Annotated in this window: 20 protein-coding genes and 1 other annotated feature; of the genes, 18 read left to right on the top strand and 2 right to left on the bottom strand. The window is 41.1% G+C overall.

Annotated features, from left to right (window positions below):
- Positions 1-194 precede the first annotated feature (194 nt).
- Positions 195-432: a binding site (T-box leader), on the top strand.
- A 101-nt stretch (positions 433-533) separates the two neighbouring features.
- From AC973_RS06730 to AC973_RS06695, 8 genes are all read left to right on the top strand, one after another.
- Positions 534-1,100, top strand: coding sequence for an NAD(P)H-dependent oxidoreductase (locus AC973_RS06730; RefSeq protein WP_048729004.1), 567 nt, complete (start codon positions 534-536; stop codon positions 1,098-1,100).
- Entirely contained in the window at positions 1,082-1,642 is a 561-nt protein-coding gene (locus AC973_RS06725; protein ID WP_048728991.1) for a GNAT family N-acetyltransferase, read from the top strand. The genes AC973_RS06730 and AC973_RS06725 overlap by 19 nt, the downstream gene beginning before the upstream one ends.
- An 83-nt stretch (positions 1,643-1,725) precedes the next feature.
- Complete coding sequence (locus AC973_RS06720) at positions 1,726-2,505, top strand: amino acid ABC transporter permease (RefSeq protein WP_048728989.1); 780 nt, start codon at positions 1,726-1,728, stop codon at positions 2,503-2,505.
- Positions 2,505-3,335, top strand: a complete 831-nt coding sequence (locus tag AC973_RS06715; RefSeq protein WP_048728987.1) for a transporter substrate-binding domain-containing protein — start codon at positions 2,505-2,507, stop codon at positions 3,333-3,335. The genes AC973_RS06720 and AC973_RS06715 overlap by 1 nt, the downstream gene beginning before the upstream one ends.
- A 102-nt stretch (positions 3,336-3,437) precedes the next feature.
- Positions 3,438-4,202 carry a transporter substrate-binding domain-containing protein gene (locus tag AC973_RS06710; RefSeq protein ID WP_225968950.1) on the top strand — a complete coding sequence of 255 codons (765 nt, stop codon included), beginning with the start codon at positions 3,438-3,440 and terminating at the stop codon, positions 4,200-4,202.
- A gap of 24 nt (positions 4,203-4,226) precedes the next feature.
- Complete coding sequence (locus tag AC973_RS06705; protein ID WP_048728983.1) at positions 4,227-5,057, top strand: transporter substrate-binding domain-containing protein; 831 nt, start codon at positions 4,227-4,229, stop codon at positions 5,055-5,057.
- 18 nt (positions 5,058-5,075) lie between these two features.
- Positions 5,076-5,789 carry an ABC transporter permease subunit gene (locus AC973_RS06700; protein WP_016897773.1) on the top strand — a complete coding sequence of 238 codons (714 nt, stop codon included), beginning with the start codon at positions 5,076-5,078 and terminating at the stop codon, positions 5,787-5,789.
- A complete protein-coding gene (locus AC973_RS06695) occupies positions 5,786-6,529 on the top strand; it encodes an amino acid ABC transporter ATP-binding protein (protein WP_048728981.1) in 744 nt (247 codons plus the stop codon). The genes AC973_RS06700 and AC973_RS06695 overlap by 4 nt, the downstream gene beginning before the upstream one ends.
- 363 nt (positions 6,530-6,892) lie before the next feature.
- On the opposite strand, the gene ald is transcribed toward AC973_RS06695, so the two are convergent.
- Entirely contained in the window at positions 6,893-8,005 is a 1,113-nt protein-coding gene (ald, locus tag AC973_RS06690; RefSeq protein ID WP_048728980.1) for an alanine dehydrogenase, read from the bottom strand.
- Between the two features lie 77 nt (positions 8,006-8,082).
- Positions 8,083-9,195, bottom strand: coding sequence for a hypothetical protein (locus AC973_RS06685; protein WP_048728978.1), 1,113 nt, complete (start codon positions 9,193-9,195; stop codon positions 8,083-8,085).
- A 233-nt stretch (positions 9,196-9,428) separates the two neighbouring features.
- Here AC973_RS06685 and trmL point away from each other — a divergent pair, with 233 nt between their 5' ends.
- The 10 genes from trmL to AC973_RS06630 all read left to right on the top strand — a co-directional run bounded on the left by trmL (position 9,429) and on the right by AC973_RS06630 (position 23,779).
- On the top strand, positions 9,429-9,944 hold the full coding sequence (gene trmL, locus AC973_RS06675) for a tRNA (uridine(34)/cytosine(34)/5-carboxymethylaminomethyluridine(34)-2'-O)-methyltransferase TrmL (RefSeq protein WP_048728975.1): 516 nt from the start codon (positions 9,429-9,431) through the stop codon (positions 9,942-9,944).
- A 716-nt stretch (positions 9,945-10,660) separates the two neighbouring features.
- Positions 10,661-12,421, top strand: a complete 1,761-nt coding sequence (locus AC973_RS06670) for a DUF4153 domain-containing protein (RefSeq protein WP_048728973.1) — start codon at positions 10,661-10,663, stop codon at positions 12,419-12,421.
- A gap of 279 nt (positions 12,422-12,700) precedes the next feature.
- On the top strand, positions 12,701-14,794 hold the full coding sequence (locus AC973_RS06665; RefSeq protein ID WP_048728972.1) for a transglycosylase domain-containing protein: 2,094 nt from the start codon (positions 12,701-12,703) through the stop codon (positions 14,792-14,794).
- 168 nt (positions 14,795-14,962) lie between these two features.
- On the top strand, positions 14,963-15,346 hold the full coding sequence (locus AC973_RS06660; protein WP_026465470.1) for a YlbF family regulator: 384 nt from the start codon (positions 14,963-14,965) through the stop codon (positions 15,344-15,346).
- 247 nt (positions 15,347-15,593) lie between these two features.
- Positions 15,594-16,871, top strand: coding sequence for a metallophosphoesterase family protein (locus AC973_RS06655; RefSeq protein WP_225968949.1), 1,278 nt, complete (start codon positions 15,594-15,596; stop codon positions 16,869-16,871).
- Positions 16,872-16,873: 2 nt separating this feature from the next.
- A complete protein-coding gene (locus AC973_RS06650) occupies positions 16,874-19,621 on the top strand; it encodes an ATP-binding protein (protein WP_048728970.1) in 2,748 nt (915 codons plus the stop codon).
- A gap of 24 nt (positions 19,622-19,645) precedes the next feature.
- Positions 19,646-20,689 carry a 3'-5' exoribonuclease YhaM family protein gene (locus tag AC973_RS06645; protein ID WP_048728969.1) on the top strand — a complete coding sequence of 348 codons (1,044 nt, stop codon included), beginning with the start codon at positions 19,646-19,648 and terminating at the stop codon, positions 20,687-20,689.
- A 214-nt stretch (positions 20,690-20,903) separates the two neighbouring features.
- Positions 20,904-22,028: an ABC transporter ATP-binding protein gene (locus tag AC973_RS06640; RefSeq protein WP_048728965.1), complete on the top strand. Its 1,125-nt coding sequence runs from the start codon at positions 20,904-20,906 to the stop codon at positions 22,026-22,028.
- A complete protein-coding gene (locus AC973_RS06635) occupies positions 22,025-22,915 on the top strand; it encodes a carbohydrate ABC transporter permease (protein WP_048728962.1) in 891 nt (296 codons plus the stop codon). The genes AC973_RS06640 and AC973_RS06635 overlap by 4 nt, the downstream gene beginning before the upstream one ends.
- A gap of 15 nt (positions 22,916-22,930) precedes the next feature.
- Positions 22,931-23,779: a carbohydrate ABC transporter permease gene (locus AC973_RS06630; RefSeq protein WP_048728959.1), complete on the top strand. Its 849-nt coding sequence runs from the start codon at positions 22,931-22,933 to the stop codon at positions 23,777-23,779.
- Positions 23,780-23,841: the final 62 nt, after the last annotated feature.

Raw genomic sequence — 23,841 nt, 5'->3', positions numbered from 1 at the left:
AGCGGTTAACGATTAAAAGAAGATGATAATCAGATGAAAACCTAAGAGGGATAAAGGATTTTGTCCTTTTTTCAAAAAAAGGCGATCAGACGAAAGTGAATTCATTGATTGTTTTTCCTAGGCAGTAATATTGATGCAGATGCATGAGATTTGTTAAATTTACTGCAAGCAAAAGTTGCAAATCATTTTTATAACCAATTGCTTTGATGAGTAGAGTAGTTATGCAGGTAATCGACAGCGAGTCTGGATTTGGTGAAATCAGATGTTTACCGGTAATGAAAATGAGCTCTGAGCATCTAGTCAGTGAAAGCTGGTTAGACGGGTGGGACCGTTATTTCTTTCAGTATGTAAGGTATTTACTGGATAAGAGATTGCTCGCGAGGGCAATTTGAATAAGGGTGGCACCGCGATCGTTAACCAATCGCCCCTTCTTAATAGACAGGGTTGTTTATTAGGGAGGGATTTTTATTTTTCAAAAAATGTCTAGATGTATGAAATCAATGAAAGCAATCACCAAAGAAAGAGGGAAGGATATGACAAAAGTAACTTTAATTGTAGGCGCAAATTCATTATCTTCACGACTGAATGGTCTGGTGGCCTATGCCCAGCAGGTGTTATTCGAATATAAGATTCAAACGCAGGTGATTCAAGTCCATATGTTACCAGCTGAAGCTTTGATGACGGCGGACTATACGGATAAGACGCTTCAAGCGGTCAACCAACAGTTATTGAATTCAGATGGGGTTTTGGTATTTACGCCAATCTTTCAAGGAAGCTACTCAGGGATTTTAAAGGCATATCTTGATGTATTGCCGCCAAAGGCGCTGCAGGACAAGGTGGTTTATGGCTTGGGATTAGGTGGATCAAAACACCACTTGTTGGCCCTGCAATATGCTTTGGAGCCTGTCTTGAAAGAACTGGGTACAGAAGAATTGTTACAGTCAACCTTTGCGACGCAAGATCAAGTTGTGAAAGATGGTAGAGATTTTATTATCGAAGACAGTGTAACCAATCGAATAGATGAACAACTTTATAGATTTACCAGCCGTATCGGCCATGAGGTTATTAAGGAGGAAGCAAGATGGGAAAAGATCGTATAAGAATTGCTACTAAAGAGGACGCACCAGCATATTTAGCTCTTATTCAAGAGTCATTCCAAGAGGTGAAGGATTTAGGTATTGATTGGCCGTCAACAAACGCTACGTTAGAATCGGTCACAGAAAATATTGAAACGGGGATTGCCTTAGTCTTAGAGCGGGATGACCAGTTAATTTCAACCATCACGATTCGACAACCCTGGGAAAATAATAGCCCCATTTCACATTATCCTTTCTTGTGGTGGTTTGCGACTGCGAACGAATTTAAGGGACAAGGGATTGGGAAGAAATTCCTGAAACAAGTGGAAGAGGAATTCTTGGTGAAAACCTTAAAAGCACCAGCCTATGTCTTAGGAACTTCTGGTAAGAGACATCCATGGTTACTGGATATGTATTTGAGAAATGGCTACCAAGTCTTAGGCACAAGAGAAGATCCGAATGATATCGGGGTTTCCTTGTATAAAGTCTTGATTCCCGAACGGTTTGATGAAAGCGTCCTTCGGGTTGAAGCACCTTATTATGAGTACCAAGATTTGACTATTTAATGATTTGAAATTTTAGTGAATGAAATGAAAGTGATGGCTGAATAGCCGACTTAACAGTTCCAACAAATAGGAGGAAAAAACTCATGTCAGAATTTTTTAAATGGGAATATGTTGTATCCTTTTTCCCGAAAATATTATCCGCACTCCCTACGACACTAGCCATTGTGGCAGTTGCCACTGCAGTCGGAATGGTACTCGGCTTGGCCATTGCTTTTGTGAGAATTGAAAAAGTGCCAGTCTTGTCACAAATTAGTCAGGTGTTCGTGTCTTTCATCAGAGGTACGCCAATTCTAGTGCAATTGTTCTTAATTTATTACGGGCTACCGATTGTCTTTACGGCTTTAGCCAATATTGAAAAGATTGACTATGTTTACATTACATACGGTTTGAGTACGGCGGCCTTTTTCTCAGAAATCTTCCGGTCAGCGATTTCAAGTGTCGCAACCGACCAAAAGGAAGCGGCAGCCTCTGTTGGCTTGACCAAACTGCAAACCTACCGTCGAATCATTTTGCCACAAGCAGTACGAATCGCCATTCCTGCTACAGGAACCATGATCGTTAGCCTATTACAAGACACGTCACTGGCCTTCTCACTAGGGGTTATCGATGTGATTGGGAAGGTTCGGGCCCTAGCAGCCTTAACGTATCGGTCGCTTGAAGGGTATTTCGTGGCAGCCATCATCTTCATCGTCTTATCTATCGTCTTGGAGCGGGTATTTGCTTGGTTAACTAAACGATTCCAATTCCAATCGAAAGCGAAAACAGAAGTGACACAAGCTGGACTAGATCCAGAGATTTTAATTAAAAATGATGAATTATTTAATACATATACACTTAAAAGTGGAAAAGGGGAGACCTATTAATGAAGAAAAAACCAACTTTTATACGATGGGGATTATTAACTTTTGCAGCAACAGCAGTCCTTGCAGCTTGCGGGTCAGCTGAAGCAACGGATGAAGAAGTAGCATCATCGAATTCAGATGCAGAGACAGTTGTCGTTGGAACAGGGAATGGCTACCAACCATTTGTTTACTTAGATGAAAATGGTGAATTAACAGGATATGATGTGGCTGTCCTTGAAGCGATTGATGAAAAATTAGACGACTACAGTTTTGAATATGAGTCATCTGATTTCAAGAATATCTTGACCTCATTGTCAGCTGGGAAGATTGATTTAGCGGCCCACCAATATGAATACAATGATGAACGAGCGGAGAAATACCTGTACGGGGAAGTGGGCTATACCGACTATACCCTATATATTGTCAACATTGCAGGTGACGAGCAATATGCAACTTTAGATGACCTACAAGGGAAGAAAGTATTCGCTTCACCAGGATCTAACGTGGCTTACTTATTGGAACAATATAATAGTGAACATGAAAATGCAGATGAACAAATCTCCATTATTTATAACGAAAGTGCCAGTGAAATCTTTGTTTCAGGTTTACAAAACGGGACCGCTGATGCAGGAATCTTAACTAAATACGACACCAACAAATACAATGAACAATTCGACGCCAACTTAGAGATTGTCTCTGAACCGATTTCCGTATCAAAAACCTACTTCTTGTATGACAAGGCTGATGAAGAGCTGAAAGAGGCTGTTGACGGCGCCTTACAAGAGTTGATTGATGAGGGGACTTTGAAAGAATTATCGGTTGAATACTTAGGTGACGATTACACCAAATAGAAGATGAAATGGTGGACAGCACAATATGCAGAAAATTTTTGGCAATAAAATTAAAAAAGGGTTTGTGTTAACGGGTATTGCCTCAGCCTTATTACTTGGGGCTTGCGGGAATGCGGATGCTTCAGAAGAGACGACCAAGAATCGGCAGCTAATCCGGATGCAGAAACGATTGTTGTTGGAACGGGGAATGGCTACCAACCATTTGTTTACTTAGGTGAAAATGGTGAATTAGAGGGTTATGACGTGGTCGTGTTGAAGGCCGTCGATAAAAAATTAGACCAATATAACTTTGAATACGAGTCGTCAGACTTCAAGAATATCTTGACTTCGCTACAAGCTGGGAAAGTTGATTTAGCGGCCCATCAATATCAATACAATGATGAACGAGCGGAAAAATATCTCTTTGGTGAGGTGGGTTATAACAATATCACCTTACATATTATTTCGATTGAAGGTGAGGGCGAATACAACAGCTTAGACGACCTACAAGGGAAAAATGTAATCGCCTCACCAGGGGCTAATGAAGCCCATGTCGTTGAAGAATACAATAGCGAACACGGAAAAGATGAACAAATCAACATCGTCTATAACGAAGGTGGTAGTGAAATCTTTATCTCCAGCCTACAAAATGGTACGGCTGATGCAGGAATCCTAAAAGAATATGACGGTAACAAATACAACGAACAATTCAATGCCAACTTGGCCATCTCAGAACAACCAGTTAGTGGTTCAAAAGCCAATTCCTTATATAGAAAAGGTGATGAAGAATTACAGCAAGCCGTTGATGGCGCTGTCCAAGAGTTGATTGATGAAGGAACTTTAGCAGAATTATCCATCGAATATTTAGGCGATGATTATACACAATAAAAGTGAGAAAGTGGGATTAATAATATGAAGAAAATGACACATGAAAGATTCAAAAAAAAGTTTTTAATAACGGGTATTGCCTCAGCCTTTCTACTAGCAGCTTGCGGATCAGCTGAAGCAACTGATGAAGAAGCCACAGCTAATCCAGATGCAGAAACCATTATTGTGGGAACAGGAAATGCTTACCAACCCTTTGTTTACCTAGATGAAAATGAAGACTTACAAGGTTATGATATTGAAGTCTTGCGGGCAGTGGACGAAAAGTTAGACCAATACGACTTTGAATATGAATCCATGGACTTCAAAAATATTCTAACGTCACTTTCAGCCGACAAGGTCCAACTTGCAGCCCACAACTACGCTTATAACGACGAGCGTGGAGCCAAATACCTATACGGGGAAGAAGCCTACAACAATTACGCCCACCATATCGTAGCCGATGAATCTACCGGTCAAGTTTACCAATCTTTAGATGACCTTAAAGGCAAAAAGGTATTTGCATCCCCAGCTAGCGAGGTAGCCAATATTTTAGAGACCTATAACGCTGAAAATGACGATGCCATAGAAATTGTCTACAGTGAAGCGAAGGGTGAATTATTGGTCTCTGGTCTAAAAAACGGGACAGCAGACGCAGCCATTTTAACAAAATTTGACGCTGATAAATACAACGAACAATTCGATATCAACCTACAAGCGTCAGATGAAGCCCTAAAAAGTGCGGGTATCTACTACGTCTTCCAACAAGGTGATGAAGCATTACAAACAGCCGTTGACGGGGCTATCAAAGAATTACGAGAAGAAGGGACTTTATCAGATCTTTCCATTGAAATCCTTGGCGCTGACTACACCAAATAAAGAAAGGAGGGCGCCACTATGCCCATCGATTTTACAGCAATAGCAGAAGCCTTTAAAGCGGCCGTTCCATTTATCCCAGTCACCTTGCGCTTGGCCTTCATTCCCTTATTCATCGGGATGATCTTTGGCCTACTCATCGCACTGGCACGTTTCTTCCAAGTGCCTGTCTTAAGCAAATTTCTCGCTGGTTTAATTACCATTGGAAAAGGGGTACCAGTTGTTCTAAGTTTAATGGTTGCTTACCTACTTTTCTCAGACTTGTTCGATCAAGTAGCCACTAGCTTAAGCTTGCCGATACGTTTTTCAGATATCAACCGTGAATACATTGGCATTTTTGTCCTTAGTTTCACGGCAACCATTTCCCTTTCGGAGATTTTCCGAGGTGCCTTATCTGCCATTCCAAAAGACCAATGGGATGCAGCGGCATCCATTGGTTTAACCCAATTTCAAACCATTGCCCGGGTCATTTTCCCACAAATGATCCCCATCGCATTACCCATGATTTGTAGTCAATTAATCGTCTTAATCAAGGCATCTTCATTGGTATCCTTGGTCTCAGTGGTCGATGTCTTGAACGGGGCTTTAATTACAGCGACAACAAGCTATACCTTCCTAGAATCTTATATCGCAGCAGCCGTCATTTATTGGGCGCTGTCGATTACAGTGGAACAAGTATCGCAATTATTTGAACGCAACTACACCAGAAAATTTGTGAAAGGAAGTGCCCTATGATACAAGTTGAAAACATCCACAAAAAATTTGATCAAAATGAAATCCTTAAAGGGATCGATTTAACCATTAACCAAGGCGAGGTGGTCGTAATTATTGGCCCATCTGGTTCAGGGAAGACCACCTTCCTTCGCTGCCTAAACTTTTTAGAGCGTGCGGATGAAGGGTATCTGAAAATTGGTGACCAGCAAGTAGACTTTGAAAAAGTTTCTAAGAAAGAAATTCTAGATATTCGTAAGAAAACGGCTATGGTTTTCCAACAATATGCGCTATTTTCAAACCGGACGGCTTTAGAAAATGTCATTGAAGGTTTAGTGGTTGCCCGTAAAGTGCCTAAGAAAGAAGCGACAGAAAAAGGGCGTGACCTCTTAGCTAAGGTTGGCTTGGAAGGGAAAGAGGACCACTATCCACATGAACTTTCAGGTGGGCAACAACAACGGGTGGGGATAGCGCGTGCTTTAGCCCTGAACCCAGAAGTTATTCTATTTGATGAACCAACATCGGCCTTAGACCCAGAATTAGTAGGGGAAACCCTGGAAGTCATTAAAGATGTAGCCCAAAGCGGGTCTACTTTAGTCATTGTGACCCATGAAATGCAATTTGCTTATGAAGTTGCGGATAGAGTCATCTTTATGGAAAATGGCGTCATTGTTGAACAAGGGACACCTGAAGAAGTATTTGATAACACTCAAGAAGAAAGAACGCAAAACTTCCTGAAAAGAACTGCTGTATTTGCACGTTAGACTTTTGATAAACAGTTTGTAATGTCTAATGTGCATGCTAAAAATATCTTCCTTTTATATAGAAGTATTTTCAATTGATTGTGCTAGTTCTTTGTGTTCAACGACCATGGTACGTCTTGAATAGGCACGGGCAATCTTAAAAATGAACATCTGAAACGTAAGATTACTTTCAACGCTATGTCACAGGTGTGATGCTGATATCTTGGCTAACTGTCTAATAATGGTCAAAAGCGTTTTGTGATACATATCTATCTTACAAGAAGTGTTAATAGAATTTGCAAGCTTAATCAAATTTATCGATAACAAAAAAACCGCTATTCTTTTAAGAAATGGCGGTTTTTTGTTGCTGATAACAGCTTTAATTTATTTGTTTAGTAGGTCTTGGATTGGTGTGTAGTCACGGTTTTGCGATTCGGCTACGCCTTCGTGGGTCAGGTGACCTTGGTAGGTGTTGATGCCTGTTAGAATAGTTTCGCTGTTCTTGGCAGCTGCTTCTACACCTTGGTTAATGATTTGGTTGGCGAATTTCATTGTGGCGTTTGTTAAGGCCAATGTTGAGGTACGTGGTACTGCACCCGGGATATTGGCTACTGTGTAGTGGGTTACCCCATGTTTTACATAGACTGGGTCTTGGTGGGTTGTTGGGTGGGAGGTTTCAAAGTTACCACCTTGGTCAACGGCGATATCTACCAATACTGATCCAGCTTTCATGGTCTGAACCATTTCTTCGGATACGAGTACCGGCGCGCGACGACCAGTGACTAATACAGACCCAACGACAACATCCGCGTCTTTGAGGACTTGACGGATATTTTCTTCGTTGGACATTAAGGTAGTAACTTTGCCGTTTAAGATGTCTTCTAGTTGAGCGAGGCGACCAGTATTGACATCTAAAATCGTTACGCGAGCGCCCATGCCAACAGCTATTTTGGCTGCGTTGTAACCAACGGTACCACCACCAATGACAACGACATGACCGGATGCAACACCTGGTACACCTGAAAGTAAGATTCCAGAACCGCCGTTTTGTTTTTCCAGATAATGGGCACCAATTTGGATAGCCATTCGTCCAGCAACTTCAGACATAGGTGTTAGTAGGGGCAGGCTGCCATTTTCCACCATGGTTTCGTAGGCGATAGCCGTCACTTTATGGGCTAACAGGGCGTCAGTTAGTTCAAGTTCTGGTGCTAAATGGAAGTAAGCAAACAGAATCAAGCCTTCGTGGAAGTAGTCGTATTCAGACGCTAGCGGTTCTTTGACTTTAATAACCATCTCGCTGGCCCAAATAGTAGCTGGTTGATCTTCAATGCGCGCACCAGCTGCAGCATACTCGTCGTCTGTAAAGCCCGCGCCGTCACCAGCACCCGCTTCAACCAATACATCGTGACCATTATTGACCAAAGTTCTTACATTACCAGGCGTTAAACCAACGCGGTCCTCTTGCGCCTTAATCTCTCTTGGTATACCAATCTGCATGTAAACATCCTTCTTTCTATTTAATGTTTGTATCAAGAACATTATACCACGAAAAGAACAATTCCCAAATTTACCTATTATTTGGCCAATAGTCTAGTTAAAGCACGCCAAATCATTATAAACAAGAAAACAATCCCAAAATAACCAGCCACCACATAGACGATATTAACAAGTTGGTCAAAAGGTAGAAATAAGCCGATTGCCGTCGCGATGAAACCTAAAACGGCCGTCGCTAACTTATTACTTATTGTGCCATCAGACGTTACGGATGCTGCCACATTCCACAACATGGACACAACCGTCGAGTAAATCGCCAATAGGATGATCACGATGAAGGCATAGCCAAGCCAAGGATGAAGTTGGTTAGCGATGGTTAAAGTCGGTACTTGTACACCCGCAATCAGTGAGAATGCCCCCATAAAAGCCATGTATAGGATGAAAATTCCCAGGGCATAGATCCCAGATGAGAAAAGAGCTGCTGCCTTCGTTTCTGTCTGGTTATTGGCTTGAATACCAATTTGGGCAATAAAACCAGCGTTTAACATAATGATCAAGCCCACATAGTTTAAAGCGGACACCAACCAATTTCCAGAGGCGGCTTGAATAGTGCCTGAAGCTACGGCATTTTGGACCATGCCAGAAGCTTGACCAAGGTCACCGTTATTAGTGGATAAACTGAGTAAACCTAATACAATGGCAAAACCGGCAATCGTCGGGCCAATATTTCCTAAAATGCTGGTGATTTTGTCCATACCCAACATCACGGTTAGGGCGGAAGCGATATACATGAAACCAGATCCTATATATACGGAGACACCAAATTGTTGTTGGATGGTGGCACCTGCGCCAGCAACCATTACGGCATAGGTTAAAAATAGGGTGATTAAGGCGATGTATTTATACAAGCCACCGATCTTATCACCGGCAAATACCTTGAAAACGTCATTTGGACTATCTAGGTTTTCTTTGCTGGCTAAACCTGCTTTAAAGAAGGCATCGCTTGAAAAGTCTACTGTTAGGAAGGTGGCGATGACCCCTAAAATGCCTGTCCATTCGTGGGCTACAAAGTATTGCATAATTTCTTGGCCGGTCGCAAAACCTGAACCGATTAGAGTCGCAGTCATGGCGCCAGCCATCACAAAGACTAGCCCCCAACTGGTCGTACTAGTGTGTTTTTTATTGTCTTTCATAGTCAATCCTTTCAAACCGATTTAGATGAAATTGCATATACCGGCGATGATTTTTCTTTTTTCCTAAAGAGTATCATAACAAAATTTAGGACCGGTGTAGATAAAAAGGCAATGAAGGCAATCATTAGAAGGGACCGAATAACTTTCAAATATGATATAATTAATGGGCGAAAGAAGCTATTTGGTTTTATATACGTGATGAAAACAGTATTTATATAGAAAGAAGCGACATAATGACTAACCATATTGTATTATTTGAACCAGAAATTCCAGCAAATACAGGAAACATTGCCCGTACTTGTGCAGCGACTGATACCCACCTACATTTGATTGAGCCTTTAGGGTTTAAAACAGATGACAAGCATTTAAAACGTGCTGGTTTGGACTATTGGAATGCTGTAGATATTACTTACCATGCGAATCTAGACGCCTTCATGGAATATCTAGGCGACAACCAATTATATTTAGTAACAAAATTTGCTAACCATGTGTATTCAGATATTGATTACGGTAATAATGATCAAGACCAAGATATCTTCTTGATGTTTGGAAAAGAAACAACAGGATTGCCTGAAGAGTTTATGCGTGCGCATGAAGACAAATGCATTCGTATTCCAATGGATGATACCCATGTTCGTTCATTGAACTTATCGAATTGTGCGGCCTTGGTGATTTATGAAGTACAACGTCAACAATCTTTTAATAAGTTAGAGTTGACCCACCATTATGAAAATGACAAATTAGATTAATCCAACTAAGCGTGGTTAGGACAAACAAATCCTAATCACGCTTTTTTTGTATCATAAGTTATCAAGAAATTTGACGGTCTTTGGTTTCATGTCTTCTCTATCATTACCTTAAAATCAGGATGTGATTCAGGGCGTTCAGGCTGGTAACACTGGAAGGAATATGCCGTGGCAAGTGTAATTGCTGCAAATATTTATGAAGTGGAGACCTGCTTGCTCTTTAGAGCTCAACTTGCAGTGGCACCGGAATTACCCGAGGTCTAACTCCTTGGCTGATTGTTCATTCTGTAAGAACTGAAGTCCAAGTAGAATGATATGCATCAAACCAACCTCCTTCACCGCTAGGGCATGATAGGAAAGCTCCGCCTCTGACAAAATAAATGTGAAAATGAAATAACATTTAAACAGTGATAAATCCAAGCAAATGCATAATCTTCAATATCGATTTCACTGCAAATTTTACTAATTACGGATGTCTTGCTTTTCGATACATTGTCACCGGTGAAATTAGGAACCAATCCAAGTAAATCTAACCTTGGTAAATCGTACTAACTTCGATGGGGGAATATTTCCAAGGAACACAGATAATAGAATCACTAAGACTCGACTATAAACCAATTTTCTGCCGTATTGTGCCTACTTTCTATAATCTTAATGGTATAATAGATGAATAATAAAGCGATTTCAAAATTTATTTACCTATTTGGGAGGAGGTGCTGATGATGCGGAGGTTTCAATCTCTAGATGAATGGAAGGGTAGTTTACTACGATTTCCAATGGTAGTCGTGTTCGGTTTTATTGCGGCTACACTATCCATGTATGTGAATCGTATGCCTTACGACCAGCCGACGATGATGGCTGAGGTGGGGATTTATGCTAGTACGGTCGGCATGTTGCTGGCGACTGTGGTCCAGGTGGCTTATGAGCGTTTTTTAAAAGATGGCAGTCGGGTTCAGGCGCTTGGTCTTCAAGGTGTGGCAGGCTTTGGGGCAGTCGTTTATTACCTCTTTGCCAGTCGGACGGGGGATTTCTACTCTAGCCACCTGTTTACCCGAACCAATATTGCCATGTTCTTGCTAACTTTATTGATTATTTGGCTACCATCGATTAAGAATGAAGGGCTGGATTTTGCCCAGAGTTTCCGAATTTGGTTTAAGGCTTTCTTTGTGTCGGCGGTCTATACCGGTATCTTAATGATCGGCATTAGCTTGGTCTTGGCTGGTTGGTCCATCCTAATCTCTAATGTTGAGGGTGAATTGTATTGGGATATCTTTTCGGTACTTATATACATCTTCTTCCCTTGGTCTATCTTGTCTCAGCAGTCAGTATTCACCCGACCTTTTATCGAAGAAGAAGGTAAGATGACCTCTGATGTCAGCAAATTCTTGGATGTCCTTTTAACCAAAATATTTATCCCAATTGTAACGGTGTATACGGTGATTATTTTCATCTATTTCTTCTCGACATTGGGTAATTGGACGGATATTACGATTGAAATTGTGATGGTGTCCTACTTGGTGGTGGGCTGGATGGTTCTCTTCTTAGTAGCAGCGATTGAACGGGCTTATGTGGTCCGGTTTACTCAAATTTATGCGGTGGCAGTTCTGATTGCCTCGGTATTTCAAATTTACCGGTCAGTCATCTATTCTAATGTATATGGGGTGACTATGAGTCGGTATATGTTGATTCTCTTCTGCTCGATTTCAGCTGTTGGAGCGATTTTATACCTGATGAAAAATGAGTGGTTGCCGCTGGTGCTTGCGGCCGGTTTATTTGTGGCTATGATGCCACCAGTTGATGCGATTTCTGTGTCAGTGGCTAGCCAAGGGGAAATAGTCAATGATATTATTACTGACTATCCTGATTTGGTAACGGACAGCCAATTGCAATTAACGCCTGAAAATGTAGACCAGTTGGATGAAACGACGGCCCAGAAAATGAAGCAATCGCTGAGATATTTAGATAAGTACAATGAATTAGGGCGGGTGTCGTCAATACCAGAAGATTTTGATGTCTACCAGGACTTGCGGGCCTTTGACGGGGTTCATACGGACGATGATTATGACTATGACTATTCAGAAAGTTATTATTTCTCAGCCCACTTAAACTTTGACGAAGGATCTTCAACTGCCTTTACAAGTAGTGGTGGCGGTGAATTGGTCTTATTGAATGCTTACGATAGCCCGGTGACTTTCACTGCTTTAGGTAAAAATTTTAACCATGAAATGGTGGACGTGACTAGGTTACAAGTGACCGATAAGGATAGCGGTGAAGCCTTAACCTTTGACCTATCTGGTCTTGAGGATTTAACGGAAGCGGAGAATATTTCTTTAACGATTGACCAAGCGACATTTAGCCAAGAATCTGATTCTTATACGGCTACCTTGGTGGTCCAAGACTTCTCTATCTATTCGTCAAGTGGTGTGGACAGTGACCGGACGGGGTCAGGCTATTTTATCTTGATACTGTCTGAAAAATAAATGTTAATTTGAATGAGGGCAAGTAGCTGGCAATTTTTGTAAAAGAAAATGCTGGTTACTTTTTTTGCTATCTTACTAAATTTATGTTAATAATCGCTTTATCCTATTGTGCTTTGTTTTGCAGCGTGCGAGAATAGGTTAAAATGTTCGGCTGATCGCTTTTTAGGTAAGGCATTTTTTGCAATATCCAACCAGAGTCTGAGTGATTGTATTGGATTTCTGGTAAAATAGTAATAAAAAATGGAAAATACTGTAGACAAATAAGATAGGAAGAAAACAATGCGAAATAATTTTGAATCGAATGATCGAGATATGTATTCGGATGATTCAAATCCCACTTTGTGGCAAAAGTTCCGCAGCTTGTGGCAACGATATCGGATTACCCGATGGTTGATTTTGATCATCTTGGCTTTTGGATTTGTCTTGGAATCCTATTTACTAATAGGGGCCAAAACGACTGATGTGAGTGACTTGCCTGCAAAACTGCAAGTGACAACGGAGTTTTATGACCAAGATAGCGAGTATGCTGGTGAAATTTCCAATGATGCCGGTACCTATGTTGAGTTGGCAGATATATCGACCAATATTCAAGATGCGGTCATTTCAACAGAGGATAAACGATTTTATGACCACCAGGGGTTTGACCCTATTGGGATTGCCCGTGCGGCTTTTGGTTATTTAACAAGTGGACAAATTGTCGGTGGTGGGTCAACCATTACCCAACAATTAGTGAAGAATGCCTTTTTGGACAATGACCAGTCCTTGATGCGTAAGTTAAAAGAGTTGTTCTTGGCTTTTGAAATCGAGAAGAATTATACAAAAGATGAAATTTTAGAAATGTATTTAAATAATGCCTACTTCGGTAACGGTGCTTACGGGGTAGAAGATGCCAGCTTGAAATACTTTGGGGTGTCAGCATCCGAGGTGACTGTTGATAATGCAGCTGTCATTGCCGGTGCATTGAAAGGACCAACCCTGTATAACCCAGTGGATGATTATGATGCGACGGTGGAACGCCGTAATACCATTTTACAATTAATGGCCGATAATGAATTCATCACACAAGAGGAAGTCGATGCCGCGATCAATACAGAATTGGTGCAAATGAACAATGACACCTCTAGCGATACCTATGCTTATCCTTATTACTTCGATGCGGTAATCAATGAGGCAATCGATAAATACGGCTTATCTGAAGAAGATATTATGAACGGTAATTACAAGATTTATACCAACTTAAATCAAGCTTACCAAACGGAACTAGAGGCTTCATATGAGAATACATCGCTATTCCCAACGTCGCCATCTGGTGAATTGGCCCAATCAGCGTCCGTTGTGATGGACCCAGCAACTGGTGGGGTAATGGCCTCAGTCGGTGGTACCGGTGACTATTCATTTAGGGGCTTTAACCGGGCGACACAAATTTCAAGAAGCCCAGCCTCAACCATCAAACCATTATTGGTTTATGCCCTAGCCTTGGAAAAGGGCTACACTGCTCAATCTGTCATCCCTGATGAAGTACAGTCTTACGGGACCGATAACTATACGCCTGAAAACTGGAACTTTGAATCTGTGGGGGAAATTCTACTATGGGATGCCGTGGCTAAGTCGAAAAATACGTCAGCTGTTTGGTTGATGAATGAGCTCGGTGTGAATGCAGCTGTATCCAAATTAGATGACTTTGGGATTCCATATAGTGATGCCGATAAGAACTTGAGTTTAGCTTTAGGTTCATTCAGGGATGGCGGGGTATCGCCACTGCAAATGGCCTCTGCCTATTCTGCTTTCGCTAACGGTGGGGTGCGTTCTGAAGGTCAATACATTACCCGAATTGAAGACCAACAAGGGAATGTGGTTGTAGAGGAACAAGAACCGGTTCAAAACCAAGCAGTATCAGAAGAAGTAGCAGACGAGATGACTGCTATTCTAATGTCTGTTTATGATGAAGGGGGTACTGGTTCAACTATGGAACCTGAAGGATACAAGATTGCTGGTAAGACAGGTTCAGCTGAATCTGCAAACTTCTCTTCAGGGAACAAAGATGAATGGGATATTGCCTATACACCAGATGTGGTCATTGCCACATGGTTTGGATTTGATGATACCGATGAAGATACTTACTTATGGTATCAGTCAGAAGGATCATCTAAATTGGCCTTCTCAGACATCCTAGATGGCGTCTTGAATGCTAGCCCAGGAACTGAATTTACGGTGCAATCAGCTTATGATGAATATAATCAAATTCAATCTGAAGAAGCTGCAGCATCTGAAGAGTCATCGTCTGAGGTACCAACTTCTGATAGTGAATCAGAGGGCGGATCAGTCCTTGATTCTGTACAAGAATTCTTCCAAGGATTATTTGGCGGACAATAGGCCACCCCTTTTGGCTTTCAATGATTCTGAAAGCATGTTATATTGGAAAATGTAGTTGAAAAGAAGCGGCGCGACATTAAGTCGCCTGACGCTCGATTTGATAACTATTGTTAAATAGCAACTAAGGACGTGACCCAGTTGTCACATACCTAAGAACATTTTTGAGGAGTGAACATTTTGTCAAATATTTACGATACAATTAACCAATTAGAACGCGACATTCGTGAAGAAGCAGCTTATAAAGATTTAGTAGCAGCTGTTGAAGCATTAAAAAATGACCAAGAAGCATTCGATATCTACACTGAATTCCGTGCATTACAATCAAGCTTCCAATTCAAGGCTCAATTAGGGCAAGAAATTACTGAAGAAGATGAAAAAAATGCCAATGAATTACAAGAAAAATTAGCGAACAACGAAGTAATTTCTAGCTTGATGGATAAAGAACGTGCTTTAAACACTTTAGTTGAAGACATTAACAAAGGTGTTTCTGGTCCAATCAACGAAGTATACCAATCATTAGCAGAACAAGCAGAAGGACAAACAGAAGCGTAGTTCTAGTTGATTGGCAAGAATTAAATTAAAAGCGAAGCTAGTTTAACAGAGGCTTCAAGTTTAAAAGAGGGCGAGATGATCATCTCGCTCTTTTTTTATGGTTATTTTGCCAAGTTTTAGATTCTTTAAAATCCTTTAAGACGGCGTCATCTTTCACAAGTTTCTGGTCTGTATGTTAAAATAAGAATAAGGCAATTTAACAATTTCTAAGCAAGATGCCAATAAATTTATGAACGGAGTAATCAATATGGTGAGATTTATACACACAGCAGATTTGCATTTGGACCAGACCTTCAAAAATTTACCAATCAAAGACGATTACTTGCAATATGCTTTATCAGAAGCAACTTTAAATTCATTCGACAACTTAATTCAAACAGCGATTAATGAACAAGTAGACTTTTTCTTAATTGCCGGTGATATCTACCATGGGGCGCGTGCTACTTTGCGTGCGCAATTTGCCTTTTCCAACGGGATGCAACGGTTAGCTGACGCGGATATTCCAGTATACATGATTTACGGTAACCACGACTTCGATGCTGACGCTGATCACCGCTTGAAATTACCTAAGAATGTCTATATTTTCGGGGCTGAACCTGAAACGAAATACCTATCAACACCAGCTGGGGAAAGTGTGGCTATCACAGGTTTCTCTTATGATCAGCAATGGATTTCAGAAGACCGTTCAGAGGCCTATCCGAATCGTGACACCTTAGTCGACTACCACATCGGGTTGCTACACGGAGACAATTCATCTACTGATGGGCAAAAGCGGTATGCACCTTTTAACCCAAGTCAATTAGCTAGTCACGGCTATGACTACTGGGCGCTTGGTCACATTCATAAAGGACAAGTGATCTATGAAAATCCTGCTATGGTGTACCCAGGAAACATTCAAGGGGCTAGCTTCAAGGAAGACGGGGCTAAAGGCGCCTTAATCGTTAACTTAGCTAAGGGCGTCCCAGCTGAATTAGAATTTATTGAAACAGCTGAATGGCAATTTCAACATTCAACTCGTGATTTAGGTCCAGTTAACAGTCTGGATACCTTACGTAACAACATTGAAACGGCCTTGCATGAACATATCATGTTCGCAAAAGATGAGGCAGTCAATGTAATTTCTCGCATGACCTTCCTGACAGACGGAAATGAAGAGGCGCTTTACTGGTGGAATACCTATGCGGAAGAGTTATTGGAACAATTACAATGGTCTCTTCGCAATCAAAATGCCAGTCGTGAACAGAAAGTCTACTTGGTTTCACTTGATATTGAGGTGAAAGATCAGGCTGTATGGTCACCTTCACCAGTCTTCAACGAGAGCATGAAACAAGCCTTCGAAAATATTGTCGAAGACACTGACCAATACCAAAAAGTCATTGAAGACCTTGAGAAGAACGGACAATGGCAGCGACTAATTGGTTCTGCAATCGACCCAGACCAATTCAAGGCAGATATTTTGGCCAAGGCGAAAGAGAAAATCATTTTAGAGCAAGCAAGTTATAGCCAGGAACAAAGGAGATTTTAGCCATGCATATTCAACGCTTTGAGATTTTTGGGTATGGAAAATGGGTTGACCAATCCTTCCAGCTAACACCCAATTTAAATATTTTTTCTGGTTTGAATGGGTCTGGAAAAACCACCCTAATGTCATTCCTATTAAGTGTCATGTTTGGTTTCCCAAACACACGCCGTAAAAATGCTAGAAATTATGATACCAATGATAATATCAAATACGGAGGCCGTTTATACCTTACAAATACTAAATACGGGGATGTCATGATTGAACGAACCAAAACAAATGGCAAACAACAACTGACTTACACAATTAACGAAGGGGAGAAACAAGTCACAAACGATGTTTCTTTCTTGTGGAATGATTTAAGTAAGACAGATTACCTTGCCTACTTCGGTTTTTCAGAAGATGATTTAATGGACTTTGTGTGGGATGATGAAGAAGACTTTGCTAAAAGCTTGATGTCAATTGGGATGTCGGGACGCCAAGTCTTAACCGATATCACCCCTCATATGGCTAAACAGGCTGAAGAAATCTACAAGCCAAACGGTAAGAACCCAGTCTTAAACCAAAAGATCCAAGAGATTGAAACAGCTGAAGGCAGACTAACAAAGGCGCAAGATAAGGAAGCAGCTTACTTTGATTTACGCCAATCATATGAGCAAGAATCTAGTCGTTTAAACCGTCTGCAAACCAGCTTAAAGGACGCAACAAGTGGTGAAATTCAACTGGAATTAGCCAACCAACAGTCTACATCAATGAACGAATATCTACAATTGCATGATGAACTGGAATCATTTGAATTTGTGGACTTTGAACCTGAATTGGCCAATAAATGGTTACAACATGAAAATCAAAGCCAACACATTACCCAACAATTGGCCGAATTAACGGACGAAAATGATGAACTAGCAGCAGATGATCAAACTGCTGCAGGCAATTCTTCTGGTATGGACTGGATTTTGAACCATCCAAATGTCAGTGAACAAATGGTGGTTGAAGCCCGTGCCTTTAGAGACCGTATGCGTCAGAACGAAGAATTCAGTCAAGAATTGATTGAACGTCGTTATGAGAAGCAACGGTTAATGTCCTTACTTGGTGCTGAAGAAATGGCCGAGTTACCGGATGAATTATCCGCAGATGAAAGATCTTACTGGCAACAACGATACAAAGAATTAGAAAACAAACGCATTTTCTATAACCATAGCCAAAGTGATATGACAAACTTATCTGAAAAGGCTAGCTCTTTGGAAAATGAATACACTCAGTTATCTTATGAACGGGATGAACTTGAGGCTAATGGCCGACAAGATGACCGTTGGATCCGCTTATTTGGTAGTGTCCTTGCAGGAATGGGGATTGTCTTACTCGTTGCTTACTTTGTGACGTCAATGACCTTCCTATTTGGTGCTGGTGTGACAGCGACTATCGCAGGTATTATTATTTTGATTATTGGTATGATGGTACAAAATGCCAAGTTAAAACAATTTGAAGATAAACTTGAAGCCTATGATTTAGATTTAGAAGACATTCAATCTGAATTAAACGAAGTCCACCGCAACAAAGAAATTCAGGAAGAACAATTAGCCCAGTTAACTGATGAATCAACCGATATTGTGACTGAATTAGATAAATTATTAGCGGAAAAAGGTGGTTCTTCAAATATTTCTTCTCAAGTGTGGTTAGAAGATACTTATGTAGAAGAAATCTTTAATCTAGACCACAAAATCCAACAGTTAGAAATGACTCTTGGTATCTCTAACTTTGGTAAAGCACACGAACAACAATGGGCTGAATATGCCAATTCACTAGAAGTTGGGGAAATCAGCGAAGATGCCTACTTCCAACAATTTGAAGATGACTATTTAGCTTTAAGACGTCAACAAGCAGACCAAGACTATGCTTCATATGAAGAACAAAGTCGCGCCAACCGTCGTCAACAATTACAGGCAGAACTATCTGCTATTAAGGCTGACCAAGAGCGAATCCTTGACCAATATAATTACCGGTCTGGTGACGAGTTACTAGCAGCTATTGACCATCAAAAACAAATGAAACAAAAACAAAACCGTCATGATATCTTAGCTAACCACTTAGACTTAAACTTGGCCACCTACTTACAACAAGACCGTCCAGTCGACCAACAATTAACTGACTTACGTCAAAAGATTGCGGACATGGAATCAGAAATTGCGGACCTAACTCGGTCAACTGCTGACAAACGTAGCCAAATCCAAGAGATTGCTAGCGAGGGTATGGCACCAGATTTATTACAAGCTTATCAAGCACAAGTAGACGAAGCTTATCAAATGTCTGTTGAATGGGCAGCCAATAAGTTGGCCATTGCGACCTTTGAAAAGGCCACAGTTGGGGAATCGTCAGATGTCAAAGAACGAGTTTTAACAAACGCATCGCGGTTCTTGGTTGATTTATCGGATAGCCGTTTTACCAATTTAGCCTTTAGTGAAGAGGGGATGACGGTTCGTCTAGCGGATGATTCTGAAGTGTCTGTAAACCAATTGTCTCGCGGGGAGAAAGCCTTATTATTCGTGGCTATGCGGTTCGCCTTTATGGATGCACAGCTTGGTAACATTGAATTACCGATCATTATTGATGAAGCCTTCTCACATTTAGACCGTAAATACCGGTCAAACATTTACCGCTTCTTACAAAAATTTGCGGCATCGCACCAAATTATTTTCTTCACGGTTGATGACACCTTGTTAGACCTTGTAGAAGCGCCAGCGCAACACGTACTCTAGACGTGTGCGATAGAAAGGATACACATGGACAACTTACAACTTTTTGATGTGGCTTTAGACCAAAATTTCGATATCTTTGTATTGATTAAAGTTGCCGAAGTACGGGAAGACCGTAACGGTAAAAAGTACATCTCATTCACATTCCAAGACCGGTCTGGCTCAATCGAGGGCAAGTTTTGGGGAGCAACTGACGAAGATATTGAACAATATACTTCTGGCCAAGTAGTTGCCTTAGCGGGTAAACGAGAACTTTATAACGGGAAACCACAAGTTCGTATTAATGGTCTTCGCCTAGCCACTGACGGGGAACCCAATGATCCCTCTGACTATGTTGAACGTGGGCCAATGACCAGAACGGAAATGGTGAACGAAATATTGGCTGCAGTGGAAGGTTTTGAAAATACCACCATTGACGCCATCGTTCGTTACCTATTACGTGAAGTGTCATGGGATTTCTTTACCTACCCAGCAGCGAAGAAGAACCACCACGCCTATGTAGGTGGTTTAGGCTTTCATACCATTTCAATGCTTCGCTTAGCCCAAGCCGTTGTCAGCCAATACGATAACATCAACAAAGACTTATTGTATGCTGGTGTGATTATTCATGATATCGGCAAAACAGTCGAATTCACTGATCCGATGTCTACTGAATATACTGTTGAGGGGAATCTTATTGGACATATCTCAATTGTCGAAGAGATGATAACTCTTGCCGTTGATAAATTAGGGTTCGACCAGTACAGCGAAGACGTTGTCTTGTTGAAACATATGGTATTAGCCCATCACGGTAAACAAGAATGGGGTAGCCCAGTGTCACCGCATTTATTAGAAGCTGAAATCCTACATCATTTAGACAACTTAGATGCTTCTATTCAAATGATGACAACTGCTTTGGACCATACAGAACCTGGCGAATTTTCAGCCCGCATTTTCGGTATGGACAACCGGGCCTTCTATAAGCCGAAAGGGCAAGTAGCTACGGAAGAAAGTCAAACTCTAGACCAAGAAGACGAGGAAATTACCCTAGATTTCCAAGATTCAAATGATGACCTGCCATTTTTTGAATAAAGCATTTTAACCAGAGAACCAAGTTTTACCTGCAAGCAATCGGGTACAGACTTGGTTTCTTTTTTTGCATAAATTTCGTGTAAATTTCGAATTTACGCAAACAATATCCAAATTTTACGGAGAATTAACGTAGGCGTGATATTCTGTATTACTGCGAAAGAAATGGATCTATTCGCGGTTTAAAAATTGTTAGGACTATAAAGAGGTGACTAGGGTGCAAGTAAAATTCCAAGATGTACAAATGCGCTACAACGATAAACAAAACAATGTACTTGATGAAATTAATTTTGAGATTCCAGAAGGTCAACTAATCTCCATTTTAGGGCCAAGTGGTTGCGGTAAATCAACGACATTGATGTTGATTTCAGGACTTATTTTCCCAAGTGAGGGCAAGATTTTCTTCAATGGTGAAGAGGTAACTAGTAAAGATGCCGTTCAACGTAAGGTAGGCATGGTCTTTCAAAACTATGCCTTATATCCACATTTAACTGTTTTAGAAAACATCATGTTTCCATTGAAGATGGCCAAAATGTCTAAGCATGACCGAAAAGCACGTGCTTTAGAATTAGCTCAATTGGTGAAAATTGAAGATCATATCAACAAGAAACCAGCAGCGCTTTCAGGTGGACAACAACAACGGGTAGCTATAGCCCGCGCCTTGGCTAAGAAGCCGTCTATTTTATTGATGGATGAACCATTGTCCAATTTGGACGCTAGACTGCGAATTGAAATGCGGCAAGAAATCCGCCGTATCCAGTTAGAAACAGGGATTACCACTATTTTTGTCACCCATGACCAAGCGGAAGCTTTGAGTATTTCAGACAAGGTCATGGTCTTAAACTCAGGACAAATCCAACAATACTCGGACCCCGTATCCTTATATGCTAAACCAAACAACCGGTTTGTGGCCGAATTTATCGGAACCCCAGTTGTCAATATGCTTGAGAAAGACGCCTACCGGACATTGTGGGACAAATTACCTTTAAATGCGGAGAATAAGGCAGCTTGCCAAGCTATCGGGGTGCGGGCAGAGGACTTATTCAGAATTCCAGAAGCCAACAAAGACCAAGCCATCATCACTGGTCAAGTGACTATGGTCGAACATATTGGAAAAGACATTACCATTCATTCAACGGATGGTGTGTCACAATTCGTAGTGTCTAACCAAGATCAAGCACCACAAATTGGCGACCAAATTTACCTCGATATCTTGCCGGAAAATATCTTGTACTTTGATACGACAGGGCAGGCAATTGAAGCTCGCGCAATAGATGGACCGAGTGCTGAAACCCTCGTTCAAGATCCAGTTCAACTTGTTAAAGTTGGTGATCTCCAATGATCGATAAACCGACTTGGCGTTCAACTTTAAAGGCTTACTTATATTTATTACCTATGCTCTTAGTCATTGTGACTTTTAATATCCTGCCCATATTTAGGTCGTTTGAAATGAGTCTGTGGCAAGATTACAACTTCTTCACCCAAGAGGTCTTTGAATACGGATTTGGCCCTTTTCAAGAAATTTTCCAAGATAGTGATTTTTGGTTAGCTATTCGAAATACCTTCATTTTTGTTTTAGGTGTTGTGCCGGTTTCTATCATGATCTCTTTAGGGATAGCTGTTTTACTCAACCAGATTAAATTTTTATCCGGCTTTTTCCGGTCGATTTATTTCTTACCCTTTGTCACGTCAACAGTCGCGGTATCCATTGTCTGGCGCTGGCTTTATCATTCAGACTATGGCTTGATTAATTACTTTTTATCATTTTTCAATATAGAGGCCATTGCCTTTATGGAAGACCCTAAATTCGCCATGTTAGCCCTTGTTATGATGTCCATTTGGAAGGGGTTAGGTTTTAACATTGTTATTTTCTTGGTGGGCCTAAATAATATCTCGGATACTTATTATGCTGCCGCTAAGATTGATGGGGCAGGCCCTTGGCAACGATTTACCAACATTACCCTGCCACTCCTAACACCAACCATGTTTTTAGTATCCATTATGGGGGTCATCAATTCATTTAAGGCTTTTGATGAAGTATACGCCTTGTTTAATGGCCGTCCGGGGCCAGCCAACTCAGCTTTGACCATGGTTTACTATATTTTTCAAAAATTTTACGAAGAGAGTCAATATGCCCTCGCTTCAGCAGCCGGCATCATCCTCTTCTTGATTATCTTAGTCTTTACTTTAATGCAGATGGCCGTCAATCGTTACATCAACCAACAATAGCCTGGAGGTGACCCTATGGAACACAAACAACGCATTCAAAAACGGAAGCTCTCTGCTGGGCAAATCATCACTTTCGTATTGCTCACAATCGGTGCCTTTTCAATGATACTGCCATTCTTTTGGATGGTATCAACGTCCATTAAAACAACCGGGGAGACCTTGGCTATTCCACCGGTCTGGCTACCAGAAAACTGGCAGTGGTCAAATTATGAAACAGCCCTAACCATGGCGCCCTTTGACCAATACTTTATCAACTCGGTCATCATCACCCTGTCGTCAACAATTGGGGAAGTAATTACCTCGATATTAGCCGCCTTTGCTTTTTCTAAATTGCAATTTTTCGGTAAAAATATCTTATTCACTATTTTGATTTCAACTATGATGGTGCCCTTTGAATTACTCATGATTCCAACCTACTTAACCTTATCTAAAATGGGCATGATCAATAGCTACTGGGCCATGATAATCCCATTCTTAGCCAGTGTATTTTCAGTCTTTTTACTCAAACAAAACTTTGAGGCTGTACCAAAGCAATTATATTATGCTGCCAAGGTAGATGGGGCTAGCGACTGGCGTTTCTTATGGCAGATTTTAGTTCCTATGTCTAAGTCGTCTATTGTAACAGTAGTTATTTTGAAGATGATTGGGTCTTGGAATTCATTCATGTGGCCTTTGATGGTGACTAATGAAACCCACTTACGCCCGCTACCAGTTGGGCTACAAGCCTTTACAACGGAAGCCGGGACTTATTTTGAACTCTTGATGGCTGCGGCGACGATTGTCGTCTTGCCAATGATTATCATTTACCTGTTCTTACAAAAATACATCATCAAAGGGATTTCCAACACGGGAGTAAAGGGATAGACGTTATTGGGATGAAAGTCATTAAAGGGGGTGGTTGTGTCAAAGGATCATTGTAGTCACGG

It is taken from the genome of Carnobacterium sp. 1290_CSPC (assembly GCF_001053265.1).
Taxonomy (GTDB): Bacteria; Bacillota; Bacilli; order Lactobacillales; family Aerococcaceae; genus Aerococcus; species Aerococcus urinaeequi.
The sequence above is the reverse complement of the archived record's forward strand: the minus strand, read 5'-3'. Positions and strand labels throughout refer to the sequence as shown.